The organism is Pseudoalteromonas sp. NZS37, from assembly GCF_015864265.1.
Lineage (GTDB): Bacteria > Pseudomonadota > Gammaproteobacteria > Enterobacterales > Alteromonadaceae > Pseudoalteromonas > Pseudoalteromonas arctica.
The window spans coordinates 107,138-120,312 of sequence record NZ_JADYXL010000010.1; the positions used below are offsets into that span (position 1 = coordinate 107,138).

10 protein-coding genes are annotated in these 13,175 nt (G+C 39.1%); 5 read left to right on the forward strand and 5 right to left on the reverse strand.

Annotated elements, in window-relative coordinates; translation table 11 throughout:
- The first annotated feature begins 9 nt into the window (after positions 1-9).
- The 5 genes from hemC (at position 10) to add (ending at position 7,763) form a co-directional block, all read left to right on the forward strand.
- Positions 10-948, forward strand: a complete 939-nt coding sequence (gene hemC / locus I6F47_RS17015) for a hydroxymethylbilane synthase (protein WP_010554568.1) — start codon at positions 10-12, stop codon at positions 946-948.
- Positions 949-2,790, forward strand: a complete 1,842-nt coding sequence (locus tag I6F47_RS17020; protein WP_197184253.1) for a uroporphyrinogen-III synthase — start codon at positions 949-951, stop codon at positions 2,788-2,790.
- Positions 2,787-3,896, forward strand: coding sequence for a heme biosynthesis HemY N-terminal domain-containing protein (locus I6F47_RS17025; RefSeq protein ID WP_010554570.1), 1,110 nt, complete (start codon positions 2,787-2,789; stop codon positions 3,894-3,896). Before I6F47_RS17020 ends, I6F47_RS17025 begins: the two co-directional genes overlap by 4 nt.
- 51 nt (positions 3,897-3,947) lie before the next feature.
- Entirely contained in the window at positions 3,948-6,635 is a 2,688-nt protein-coding gene (locus I6F47_RS17030) for a CHASE domain-containing protein (protein WP_165736043.1), read from the forward strand.
- Between the two features lie 126 nt (positions 6,636-6,761).
- A complete protein-coding gene (gene add / locus I6F47_RS17035) occupies positions 6,762-7,763 on the forward strand; it encodes an adenosine deaminase (RefSeq protein WP_024592609.1) in 1,002 nt (333 codons plus the stop codon).
- Between the two features lie 58 nt (positions 7,764-7,821).
- Here the strand turns inward: add and I6F47_RS17040 are convergent, their stop codons facing one another.
- The 5 genes from I6F47_RS17040 to I6F47_RS17060 all read right to left on the reverse strand — a co-directional run bounded on the left by I6F47_RS17040 (position 7,822) and on the right by I6F47_RS17060 (position 13,140).
- Positions 7,822-8,232, reverse strand: a complete 411-nt coding sequence (locus I6F47_RS17040; protein ID WP_007580571.1) for a CBS domain-containing protein — start codon at positions 8,230-8,232, stop codon at positions 7,822-7,824.
- 168 nt (positions 8,233-8,400) lie between these two features.
- Positions 8,401-9,114, reverse strand: a complete 714-nt coding sequence (gene fre, locus I6F47_RS17045; protein ID WP_010555428.1) for an NAD(P)H-flavin reductase — start codon at positions 9,112-9,114, stop codon at positions 8,401-8,403.
- Positions 9,115-9,223: 109 nt separating this feature from the next.
- Positions 9,224-10,690, reverse strand: coding sequence for a 4-hydroxy-3-polyprenylbenzoate decarboxylase (gene ubiD, locus I6F47_RS17050; RefSeq protein WP_007580574.1), 1,467 nt, complete (start codon positions 10,688-10,690; stop codon positions 9,224-9,226).
- A 71-nt stretch (positions 10,691-10,761) separates the two neighbouring features.
- Positions 10,762-12,792: a methyl-accepting chemotaxis protein gene (locus I6F47_RS17055; protein ID WP_197184254.1), complete on the reverse strand. Its 2,031-nt coding sequence runs from the start codon at positions 12,790-12,792 to the stop codon at positions 10,762-10,764.
- A gap of 66 nt (positions 12,793-12,858) precedes the next feature.
- Positions 12,859-13,140, reverse strand: a complete 282-nt coding sequence (locus I6F47_RS17060; RefSeq protein WP_007580576.1) for an MliC family protein — start codon at positions 13,138-13,140, stop codon at positions 12,859-12,861.
- Positions 13,141-13,175 lie beyond the last annotated feature (35 nt).

The following is a 13,175-nucleotide window of genomic DNA, read 5'->3' on the forward strand; positions in this document are numbered from 1 at the left end:
GATACCCCTATGACAGAAAAAACAAAATTAGTACGCATCGCAACGCGCAAAAGCGCCTTAGCACTTTGGCAGGCCGAATTTGTAAAAGCAGAGCTTGAGCGTTTTCATGCAGATGTGCGCGTAGAATTAGTCCCAATGTCGACGCAAGGGGATATAATTTTAGATACGCCATTGGCTAAAATTGGCGGTAAAGGCTTATTTGTTAAAGAGCTAGAGCAAGCTATGTTAGATGGCCGAGCTGATATTGCCGTGCATTCTATGAAGGACGTGCCAGTAGAGTTCCCAGAAGGATTAGAGCTGTATACTATTTGTGAGCGTGAAGATCCGCGTGATGCGTTTGTATCAAACAATTTTGCAAATTTAAACGAGCTACCACAGGGCGCCATTGTGGGTACTTCGAGCTTACGCCGCCAGTGCCAAATTAAAGCACTTCGCCCTGATTTAGATATTCGTGATTTGCGCGGTAATGTAAATACGCGTTTAGGTAAATTAGATGATGGCCAATATGATGCTATTATTTTAGCGGCAGCGGGGCTTATTCGTTTAAAAATGAGTAAGCGTATTGCTGACTACATTGAGCCAGAAGTGTCATTACCGGCAAATGGTCAAGGCGCTGTAGGTATTGAATGTCGTATTGATGATGAAGTAACAAAAGCATTACTTGCACCACTTGAACATACCCAAACACGTATTCGCGTAAACGCAGAGCGTTCGATGAACCGCTATTTAGAAGGTGGTTGCCAAGTTCCTATTGGTGCTTATGCATTGGTTGATGGCGAGCAGGTACATTTGCGTGGTTTAGTGGGTGCTGTTGATGGCAGCGAAATTTTACGTGACGAAGTAACAGGTCATGTAAATGACGCAGAAGAACTAGGTATTGAGCTTGCTAAAAAATTACTAGCTCAAGGCGCAGACAAAATATTAGCTGAAGTTTATAGAGACGCATAAATGACACATATTCTGATAACTCGGCCCGAAGGAAAAGGCGCAGCCCTTGCACAGCAACTTGAGCAAGCGGGTTATCAGGCGTCTTTATTTCCGGTATTAAAAATAACGCATTTAACACCCTCCAGCACTGAACTTAGTCCGCTGTTAAATGCAGATAAAATAATATTTATATCGCAAGATGCAGTCAGTGCACTTTCGCAATTAAAACCCGATATAAATACCAAAGCGCAGTTTTATGCGGTTGGACAACAAACAGCCGACATTATATATGAGCAATTTGGTGTGCGCGCAGCAGTACCAAAGCAGTATGATTCAGAAGGGTTACTTGCGCTCAAATCACTCGCCGAGGTTGATGGCAGTAATATAGTGTTAGTTAAGGGGCAAGGTGGCCGCCCTGAGTTAGCTAAAACGCTAAAAGAGCGCGGTGCTTTTTTAAATAATTGTGTTGTGTACAAACGTGAACCCACAGAGAGTATTACCCCTAACTGGACAGACCACTGGAAAAGCCAGAATGTACACGGTATAGTCATAACAAGTAATGCAGCAGTTGATGCTATATTTAAAAGCCTTACTGCACACCAACTACAATGGTTACAACAGTGCCGATTTTATGTTGCAAGCGAGCGGATAGCCGCTTATTTAAAGTTGCAACAGGTAAGTTCGGCTAATATACACATTGCAGCAGGGGCTAGCGATAATGCTATGTTTACCTGCATAAATCAGCAAGGTAGCAACATGAGCGAACAGTCAAAGCCAGTTACGGCAGAAAAAGCCACACCAACAATAGCTAACACGGCCTCAGCTAAATCAGCTAAGCAAGAGCCTGCAGCTACAAAAAATACGACAGAAAAAAACAAACAAAAGGTAAGTAAGGTTGCAGCACTTGCGCTTCTTATTTCGTTAATTGTGGCCTCTGGTGTTGGATACGAGTTTTATCAAAAATTAAATGCTGGTAAGGCGCAAAACCTAGCCGTTAATGAGTTAAGCGAGCAAAATAAGTTACTCACCCAGGAGCTGCAAGCACTTAAATCGGCGCAATCTAATTTGCAACAAGCGCTGTTTAATAGTGAAGAAAAAGTTGCCGCAGCCCTAAATGAAAGTGCAGTTCAAAATCAGCAAGAACTAAAAGCGGCTTTGCAAAAGGCGCAGCAACAAGGCTCATCGTTAAACCCGCAAGAAGTAACCAGCTTACAGCGTATGGCTGAGTTTAAACTATGGGCTGAAAAAGACTACCAAGGCACTAGTGCTGTTTTAAAGCGCTTAGATGGATTACTTAGTGAGCATCCAGGAACAGTTGAAGTTCGCCAAGCGATTATGCAAGATATACAAACACTTGATAGCCTTAAACCTATAGCAACAGAGGCTATTTATTTACAGCTAAACAGTGCACTTAATAGCGTTGATAATTTAGTTTTTAATGCGGTTAACTTGCCAGAAGAAGCAGCTGCAATAGATGAAAATGCTTTAAGTGGTGATGTGAGTGATTGGCAGCAAAACTTGAGTAATAGCTGGAATAAAATTGTGGATAGCTTTATTACTATTCGTCAGCACGAGGGTGTTTCCATTGAGCCATTACTTACGGATCAAGAGCGCCATTTAATAAATCAACGAATCAAGCTTAATATAACTCAGGCACAAGATGCACTTATGAGTAAGCAGGCGAGTATTTTCTTTAGCGCCTTAAGTGAAGCAAAACGTTTAGTTGGTGAGTACTTTAAGCAAGACGATGATACAACTAAAACGGTACTTAAAGCGTTGTCTAAACTTGAAAAAGAGCAGCTTAACTTTAATCCAAAAGTAACCTTAAACAGTACACAAAAGGTTAAGGAGTGGGCGCAATGATAGGGCTAATTATTTTAATTGTAGCTATTGTTGTTGTACTAGCGGTTACTCCATTCGTTCTAGATGAAAAAGGTTATGTACTTATTTCATTTAACAATACGACGATAGAAGGCACGATAGTATCGTTTTGTATAATGGCAGTCATTACCGCTGTTGTTTTATATTTAACATATAAGCTAATCCGCTACTTATTATCGATTTATCATAATACTAAACATGGCTTTTTTGCACGTAGCCAAGAGCGCAAACAAGTAGCTATTGAGCAGGCTCTGTGGAGTGCTATTAATGATGATTATGAGCATGTAGAGCAGGCTCTATCGGGTAATAGCGTACCAGATAAGTTTGAAGATATTCGCTTAGCATTACTTGCAAAAGCAGCGCTTGCTAATAATCAAACAGATAAAGCACTTGAGCGTTTATTTGAAATAAGCCCAGAGCATCAATTAAAAGTAGCAAAGCTATGGTTGGCAAGTGGCGACAGTAGCGCGATTGAATCACAAATGCGTATTAGCGCAGAAGCTAAAAAAGCCACCGCACTTGAGTTAAAACTTTATGCAGAAGTATTAGTACAGCAACAACACTTTAGTGCGCTGGAAGATTTTTTGCCGCGTTTATTACGCAAAAAAGCACTTACTGATGCACAGTGGACGCAGTTATTTAGTGCCTACTTTAATGCGTTAGATGCAGACAAACTGAGTGAAAAATATAAACAGCTACCGAAAAAGCTGCAAGCTCATGCCCACACCGCATATTTAATGCAAATGGCGCAAGCAGGTCAATTGGCTGCTATTGAAAGTGACTTAATTAAAATGGTTAAGCACAATGAGCAACACTTAGAGCTTGCCAATATATTAAGTAAAGCAACAGCAGCCGATGCGCCTAAGTTGCAAATAAACATACAAGAACGCCTTAAAAAGGATGATTCAAATAATTCACTATTACTTGCGCTGGCTTGCCTTGCTAATGCTAAAGGTGATTATGACTTAGCAGCTAGAATTTTTGATAAAGCACTGAATAGCGACAATAAAAAACAGTTCTCTGAACAAGCTGTTTTAAGTTATAAAAATAGTGCACAAGCAGAAAAGGCGCTCGTTTTATATCAATAAATGACTACACTATAACTACTTAGCATTTTTTGTAGTTCAGGAGCACAAGCATTGAGAAAGTTTTTAATATTAACCCTTAGCTTGGCTTGTGCTTACTTTTTTACTGGGTATTTTAGCAACTCACTTCTTTCTGTAGATGGCTATGCGGTCGCCTCTTGGCCGCCCTCAGGAATTGCTTTAGCGAGCTTTTTAATTTGGGGACGTAAGTCATTTATTGGCCTTATTCTTGGTGCTTTCTGTACTAACTTAATTCATCTTGATAACACCGTAGATATTCTTCATTTTAATGTGCTTTTACAAGCTATTTGCGTCACTTTAGCCTCTGTTTTACAGGCTTGGATTGGTCGTCAAATTATAGTAAATGTTATAAAGGCTCCACTAGATTTATCTTCTTTAAAACACAGTGTGCAGAGCTTAATAGTAGCAGGACCAATATGCTGTGTTATTGCTGCAGGTGTGGGAACTAGTTTATTAGCATTGAATAATGTGATCCCTACGCATGCTATTTTTGATAGCTTTATAGCATGGTGGATTGGCGACAGTATCGGTGTACTTATATTTACTCCACTCATGCTCGCAGCCTTTAATTACACGCAAGTACGCCACCGTATGTTGGTAATTTTACCTTCACTATTAATTTATATACTAATCAGCGTTAGTTTTTATGGCGCTGCCAGTGTTAAAAAAGAAAAAGACATTCAAAAGCAAGAAGCCAAAATACTTACTGTGCAAAATGCTATAAGCCAGAAGCTCGATGGTATTACTGCTCACTTAGGATTGTTAGCTACATTTTTTGCTAGTAGTAATGACGTGAACTTTAAAGAGTTTAAACAATTTACTTCAAAGCAGTTGGACTATAGCCAAGAAATTTTAGCATTTGAATGGATACCTTATGTACCAGCAAATAAACTCGCAGATTTTGAAACACATGAAAATACAGCCACAGGCAAACCTTTATATATAAAAGAAAAGTCACTTGATGGAGGTTGGCAACCTGCAGGTACTCGTAGTAATTACTTTCCTGTAAAATATGTATATCCCTTAAAAGATAATGAAGGTGTTTTAGGGTTTGATTTAGCTTCTAGTAAAGTAAGAGGTGCAGCGCTTAGCAAAGCGAAAGAGCTTAATGAACTTGCACTAAGTGAGCCAATTAATTTAGTCCAAAATACAGCTGAAGACGGTGTACTCTTTTTATATCCTGTTTTTGGAGAGTCGTCTACCGAAGATGATTTTCAAGGTTTTGTGGCAGCGATTGTCAGTCTGAAACGCTTATCGCAAACACTATTATTTGATCACAACAACTCAATTTCAGTCAGTTTTTTTGATACAACGATACCAGGGAAAAAGCAGGCAATTTATATTGCCGATACCGATAACTCGCAAACGCTGTTTAAAGAATATCAATTGTTGATTGGCAAACGCATGTGGCAGGTCGAGTTATATGAACCAATAGTTAGAACGTCTTGGTTAATGTATTGGCTTGCACAAATAGTAGGTATGTTGTTTGTGTGGTTACTGATTACATTTTTGATTTCAGTTACAGGTACAAACATACAAATTCGCGAACAAGTGGCTAAGCAAACGCATACATTACGCAAGGAAAAACAAAAAGCAGATGAAGCGAGTCATATTAAAGGACAGTTTTTAGCAAACATGAGTCACGAAGTCCGCACCCCTATTAACGGTATAAAAGGGCTGCATTATTTAGCGCTGCAACAGAATGATTGGCAACAAGCAAGGAGTTACATTGAACAAGCAGATGGAGCACTGGGTGTTTTACTGCGGGTATTAAACGATGTGCTCGACTTTTCAAAAATGGAAGCAGGCAAGCTAGACTTAATGCAAGAGCCTATTAACGTAGCGAGTTTAGCGGATGAAATGCTTAATTTACTTCAGTTTGAAGCTGACATTAAATCAATAAAGTTAAGTCTCGATTTTGATAAAACATCAAATTTGGTCATTAATACCGATCCAATCCGCTTAAAACAAGTGCTGCTGAATCTGCTCAATAATGCGGTTAAATTTACAGGGGAAGGTGAGATCACTCTGAAAATTTGGCAGTCGAAAAAAATGACTTACTTTAGTATTAACGATACGGGTATTGGTATTAGTAGCGAAGCACAAAAACAATTGTTTAAACCGTTTGCGCAAGCCGATAGCTCAACCTCACGTCAATATGGTGGTACAGGCTTAGGGTTAAGTATTTGCAGAAAGCTGGTTGAGTTAATGGGTGGTGCAATTGATTTAGTCAGTTATGAAGGTAAAGGTTCTACATTTACATTTAGTTTGCCGCTTATATCGCCTTTACCAAAGGCAGAGCAAATTCAACAGCAATACGACGAAATAGATGTAAGTACCTTATCATTCGCAAACTATAAGTTACTTTTAGTCGAAGATAACCCACTTAACCAGCATGTTGCCAGTGCCATTTTAAAAACAAAAGGGTGTATTGCCGACATTGCTAATGATGGTTTTGAAGCCATAGAAAAGCTAACCGAAAATAGCTACGACATTGTTCTTATGGATATTCAGATGCCAAAAATGGATGGACTCCAAGCAACAAAAGTAATTCGTTGTGATTTAGGGTTAATTGATTTACCCATAATAGGGCTATCGGCGAACGCCCATGACGATGACGTTAAAAAGGCATTAGCCTCTGGAATGAATAGTTATATTACCAAACCTATTGATGCAAATACGCTTTTTAAAACTCTTTGGCACTATTTATCAAATAAATAAGTAACGTTATTTTTTGCACAAAAAGCAGACATATGACCGCTTAAACTTAACGCAAACCATATAGACTTGAAAAATAACTATATCTGCGTATCATGCGCGCAAATTTAACTAAACTGGGTTGCTATTATGATCAATAGAAAATTACCTTTGCTAGATATTCACCGTCATTTAGATGGTAATGTACGTGCGCAAACCATATTAGAACTTGGTCGTCAGTTTAATATAGAGTTACCTGCAGATAACGTTGAGGCATTAATTCCTCATGTTCAAGTTATTGACCCTGAGCCAAACCTTATGGCTTTTTTACAAAAGTTAGATTGGGGTGTCACTGTACTTGGCGACTACGATGCGTGTAGACGCATAGCGATTGAAAACATTGAAGATGCACAAGCACAAGGCCTTGATTATGTAGAGCTTCGATTTAGCCCTTACTACATGGCACAAAGCCAAGGTTTACACCCAGAAGGGGTTGTAGAGGCGGTTGTTGATGGTATTAAATCAGCAACAAAGGATGCAAATATAAAAGCTAACTTGATTGGTATTTTATCGCGTACTTATGGCGTAAAAACATGTCAAAAAGAGCTTGATGCTTTACTCGCATTTAAAAATGATTTAGTCGCTGTTGATTTAGCCGGTGACGAAATTGGCTTTCCTGGTGAGTTGTTTGTAGAGCACTTTAAACAAGTACGAAATGCTTATTTAGCTTCGACTATTCATGCTGGAGAGGCACTCGGTGCTCCAAGTATTTGGCAAGCAATTAATGAGTTAGGTGCAAGCCGAATAGGGCATGGCGTTAAAGCTATTGAAGATCCAAAACTAATGGATTACTTACGCGATAACCGTATTGGTATTGAGTCGTGCTTAACAAGTAATATTCAAACCAGTACAGTAAACGATTTAGCTAAGCACCCACTTAAACAGTTTTTAGATCACGGTATTTTAGCGTGTATTAATACTGATGACCCTGCGGTTGAAGGCATTGAAATTGAGTACGAATATACCGTTGCAGCACCTAAAGCGGGCTTATCTCAAGCTGATATGGAAAAAGCCCAAAAAAATGCATTAGAAATAGCATTTTTAAGCGATGGCGATAAAAAAGAGCTTTCAGCAATCGTTAGCGCACGTTAACTCTATTTAATACACATTAAAAATGCCGCTTTATAAGCGGCATTTTGTTATCTGCAATTTAGTGTGTTTGGCAGCTCATGTAATTATCGTAAAGTGCTTTAAGTACATCTGCTCGGCTGATCATGCCGATTACTTTAACACCCTCTACAACAGGGTAGTTTTTTGGTTTACCGGGCTGCATTTGCTCTGCAAGCTCAATAATATTGGTATCGCCGCTAACGGTCACTACCTTTGTTTGCATAAGTTGCGATACTTTAACCATCCCATCACAAAAATAACTGCTTTGCGTAAGTGGTTTTAATAGTTCTTGCTCAGATATAAATCCGACTAGGCATTTATCTTTATCAAATACTGGTGCGCCAAGTAGTTTAAATTTTTGTAGTTCTGCTATGGCTGTCGTCATTTCTGTATCTGGTGTGATATTTGGCAACTTGCGTTGCATAAAATCTTTTACTTTTGTATTTAGCATTTGGGTCTCTCCCGCTGATGTTCTATACAAAGTATGGTTTATAGATAGGGATTTAGGAAATTGTTTATGTTGATGAGATTGATAGGTTTTAACTATTGAGTATTTGTTGTTATATAAAATAAAAGCACCGATTAGGTGCCTTTATTCATAACTGAAAGTTAATTTCAATTATTTGATAAATGCGAATGCATCTGCGTACATGTTTTCACGAATTGCACCATGAGTAATAAAGTCATCACGGACAATACCTATCATGTCAAAACGACCGGCCATATAAATATCGTATGGTTCAAGTGATACAATATCTTGCATTACCGCTTTATGTACATAGCCAGTGTGACCTTGCCAATTAGCAGATGGATTTTCTACCACAGGGATAAACTCAAAGTTTTTGTGGCTATCGGCCCATGTTTGCATTTCTGTATGTGCGTATAAAGCTGACTCTTCTTTTACACCCCAGTAAAATAATACAGGACGGTCGCACTTAATTTCAGCTAAGTGATCAGCCATTGATTTTGCGTATGAAAAACCAGTGCCACCGGCAAGTAAAATAATAGGGCGCTCACATTGCAGGCGCAACTGTGAAATACCCAAGCCAGCTTCAATGTCTACTAACTGCCCAGTGGTATGGGCGTTTCGTAAATGTTCCAGCGATTGCATTGCATACGAATCGGCACCTGACGCGCCAATATGCAGTTCTATTGCATCGCACTGTGAAGGGCGACTAGCTATAGAAAAAGCACGTTTGTCTTTTTCGCTCAATACGAGTTGCATGTATTGGCCAGCTTCAAAGGTCACAGGTTGTTGTGGCTTTAAAATTACTTTGTGAACAAATTCTGTAAGTGGGCTGATAGCTACAACTTCAGCTTTTAATGTTTGCATTTTTTACCTTTTAGCAGCGCTTTAAACAGCAGATACGCAATCGAATGACTCGATTCTAGCATATCTGCAGGGTTATTTTATAGCCTGTTATGTACTTACATATAAACACTTAAAGAATATTAAGGCTTTCCCAAATATCATCTACGCGGTCTTTGGTGTCTTTATCCATAACAATAGGCTCGCCCCATTCGCGGGTGGTTTCGCCAGGCCATTTATTGGTGGCATCCATTCCCATTTTTGAACCAAGGCCAGAGACTGGCGATGCAAAATCGAGATAATCAATAGGTGTGTTTTCTATTAATGTTGTATCGCGAGCAGGATCCATTCGGGTTGTTATAGCCCAAATAACATCTTCCCAATCACGGGCATTAATATCGTCATCGCACACAATTACAAACTTGGTATACATAAACTGACGTAAGAACGACCAAACTCCCATCATCACGCGCTTAGCATGGCCAGGATATTGTTTTTTCATTGTTACAATCGCCATACGGTACGAGCACCCTTCAGGCGGCAGATAAAAGTCGACGATTTCAGGAAATTGCTTTTGTAATATCGGCACAAACACTTCATTAAGTGCTACACCTAAAATTGCAGGCTCATCAGGCGGACGGCCAGTAAATGTGCTGTGATAAATAGGATCTTTACGATGCGTTAAGTGAGTTACCGTCATTACTGGAAAGTCATCTACTTCATTATAGTAACCGGTATGGTCACCATAAGGGCCTTCTGGCGCCATTTCACCTGGCATAATGTAACCTTCAAGTACTATTTCTGCACTGGCAGGGACTTGTAGGTCATTTGAAATAGATTTTACAACTTCGGTTCTGCTGCCACGTAATAAACCAGCAAATGCATATTCGCTTAATGTGTCGGGTACAGGCGTTACTGCACCTAATATAGTAGCTGGATCGGCACCTAGTGCTACCGATACAGGGTAAGGTTGCCCTGGGTTTTCTTTACACCATTCCTGAAAATCAAGCGCGCCACCACGATGCGACAACCAACGCATAATTATTTTATTTTTGCCTAATAATTGCTGGCGATAAATACCTAAATTTTGGCGCTTTTTATAAGGCCCTTTAGTAACTGTAAGGCCCCAAGTAATTAATGGCGCTGCATCACCTGGCCAGCAATGCTGAATAGGTAATTTAGTTAAATCTACATCATCACCTTCTAAAACTACTTGTTGGCAAGGCGCTTTTTTAACTTCTTTTGCAGGCATATTAAGCACTTGCTTAAAAATAGGTATAGCACCTAGAGCTTCTTTAATACCCTTTGGTGGATCAGGTTCTTTTAAAAAAGCGAGTAGCTTACCCACTTCGCGAAGCTCGCTAACATCTGTTTGGCCCATGCCCATTGCTACGCGTTTTGGTGTACCAAATAGGTTGGTAAGCACCGGCATATCGTAGCCTTTTGGATTTTCGAATAATAACGCAGGGCCTTTTGCACGCAATGTGCGATCAGATATTTCGGTCATTTCAAGATACGGGTCGATTTCTTGGGTGATACGTTTAAGTTCGCCTTTTTTTTCAAGCAAATCGATAAAATCACGTAGATCTTTATATTTCATTGTGGGCCGCTATTAAGCAAAAGAGTTGAAGTATTATACCCATTTCATGCAAGCCAAGTCATTACTTGCACTTAAAACTTAAAGCGCTCTACGGCACTTGTTAAGGAGTGTGCAAGTTGATTTACGTCTTCACTTTCGCTTGCTAGGGTTGTCGCGTTTTTGGCATTCAAGGTTGCTTGCTCTGTCACCTTGGCCATTATTTGTTGAATGTCGTTACTGTTAGTCAATTGCTCATGTGATGCATGAGCAATCTGCTCACTCATCTGATTAACAGACGACAATGTGCTTTTAATACGCTCTACGGCTTTATTTAGTTCAGTGCTGTTTTTAACACATTGCTTGGCTTGGTGTTGGCCATCGGTAATGTGTTCTTGAGTTGTTTGAGTGTGCTGTTGCAATGTTTGGATCATGGTGTTTATTTCGCTAGTCGAGGTCTGTGTACGTGCAGCTAATGATCGAACCTCATCAGCAACTACAGCAAACCCGCGTCCGTTTTCACCCGCTCGCGCTGCTTCAATTGCAGCATTGAGTGCCAATAAGTTGGTCTGCTCGGCAATGCTGCTAATTGTTTCAACAATGGCTTCAATAAGCTGAGTGTGTTGGGCTAGTTCCTCAGTGCTGCCTACTGCTTTATCAAGGCGCTGTAATAAAGTTTCTATACTTAGACTATTTTTATTAGCAATTTTGTTTACGTCATTGGCAAATTGCGATGCATTGGTTATTTCACTTGATGTTTTATCTGCTTGTTCATAAACCGCTTGTGAGTTGGTTAGCATATTTTGTGCAAGCGATGTTGCCTGCGCGCTTCGCTCTAACTGTTGTTGTGCAACAACCGTCATTTGCTGACCTTTTTCACTGGTTTTAATAGCGCAGCGGTCTAGTTCATGGGCGTCACTACTAATTGCGCCAATTAACTGAGTAAGGTCTTCACTGAGTTTATTTATGTTATTTAGCAAAGTACCAAATTCATCTTTACTGCGCGGATGGCTTCGCTTTGATAAATCACCTGAGGCGATTCGGGCTAAATCGCGGTTTACTTTTTTAAGCGGTTTTAGCATTGCGCGAGTTGTAAAAATAGAGATAGCGATAATCAATACAATTAAAACAAGCGTAATAATTACTACAGAACTAATCCCAGTATTTATGGCGGCCTTTGCATTAGTTTGTAAGGCATTAAAGCGCTCATCAGCCAATTTATTAAGTTCAATAAGCTGACCTTCTGTTGTTATAAATTGCTGTTGAAAGTGTTCAAAATTTTGAGCCGCAGCAATAGTACTTTTGAGTACTTTATTTTGTTGGGCATAAATTCCTGTATCGTTGTTAAGTAACTCTCTTAATTGATTAAACTTAGTCGTTAAATTTTTAGCATTAAACGCATTATTAAAGGGTAGCGCTTGTTGCTCTAAATAGGTGAAATTAGGTTGGATGTTATCTAGTAGAAATAGGGTATCTTGCTGATGGCTATTTAAATCATTGATACTTGTAGTTTGAGTAATGCTTTTTATATTATTGCTTAAGTTAAACAATAAATCATCTATACGGGTCGCTGTTCCAAACATAGCATTAAGTAGCGCCTGCTGTTTTGCAGGCACTTCTAAAAGTTCTATATCAAGTAAGTTAGAACTTAAATTGTAAAGTTGCTCGTTAAACGTTGCTGATAATTCTATGGTGGAATTTTGCGCTACAAACTTACTCTCTTTAGCACTAAACATTGCGACACTTACTTTAGTCAGTTGCTCAAAGCCTTCGTTGGTACTGGCGAGTAAATTTTGCATTGTTATTTGTTGATTTAGTTGAGTGCTTAACGAATTGAGCATATCGCTAAATTGTTGTTGCTCAGCTTGCGCCTGTTTTTTATTTTGTTGAAGTAAATCAAGGTTTGCTTGGCTGTAAGCTAAGGCATTAAATTTGGTAATAGACAGTAATGATAGCCTTAAATCTTTACTGAACTGCTGTACCGGAACTGCTAATTTTTCGGTTCGGGTATTGTTAACGCTAATTTTGTTTAATGACCAATAAAAAAACACACTACTTGTTAGCACCAATAAACCAATGGCTGTAAAAGCTAAAATTATTTTATGTTTGATCGCAATTGAACGCATAACTTCATCACAATAATGGGTCTTTAATTATTGTAGCATTGCTGTAATTTATTGGTTGGTTTTGTGTTAAACCTTGATGCACTGTCTTTTTTTACCAGCAATGATTAGCATGGCTTCATTTCCCTTACCCCAAAACAGTACCTCTTCACTTATATATTTATTCCCTGATGCACTTTTTTCGTGATTAAGTACATGCACTTTATTGTTAAAGATAAGTTCGGCTTCAGAATTATTAATGATATTGAGTTTTACGCTCTCATCATCGCATTGGTAAGCAGTACTGGTTTGTAAATCACTACATGCGGTTAAGCTTAGTAAAATAGCGATTAATGCTAAATATACTTTCATTTTTCCTCCCATCTTCTTTAAAAGTTAGTTAAAAC

Bases quoted from the DNA above. Each gene is read 5' to 3' on its own strand.
- hemC (WP_010554568.1), top strand. From the start codon at position 10: ATGACAGAAAAAACAAAATTAGTACGCATCGCAACGCGCAAAAGCGCC.
- I6F47_RS17020 (WP_197184253.1), top strand. From the start codon at position 949: ATGACACATATTCTGATAACTCGGCCCGAAGGAAAAGGCGCAGCCCTT.
- I6F47_RS17025 (WP_010554570.1), top strand. From the start codon at position 2,787: ATGATAGGGCTAATTATTTTAATTGTAGCTATTGTTGTTGTACTAGCG.
- add (WP_024592609.1), top strand. From the start codon at position 6,762: ATGATCAATAGAAAATTACCTTTGCTAGATATTCACCGTCATTTAGAT.
- I6F47_RS17040 (WP_007580571.1), bottom strand. From the start codon at position 8,232: ATGCTAAATACAAAAGTAAAAGATTTTATGCAACGCAAGTTGCCAAAT.
- fre (WP_010555428.1), bottom strand. From the start codon at position 9,114: ATGCAAACATTAAAAGCTGAAGTTGTAGCTATCAGCCCACTTACAGAA.
- ubiD (WP_007580574.1), bottom strand. From the start codon at position 10,690: ATGAAATATAAAGATCTACGTGATTTTATCGATTTGCTTGAAAAAAAA.
- I6F47_RS17055 (WP_197184254.1), bottom strand. From the start codon at position 12,792: ATGCGTTCAATTGCGATCAAACATAAAATAATTTTAGCTTTTACAGCC.
- I6F47_RS17060 (WP_007580576.1), bottom strand. From the start codon at position 13,140: ATGAAAGTATATTTAGCATTAATCGCTATTTTACTAAGCTTAACCGCA.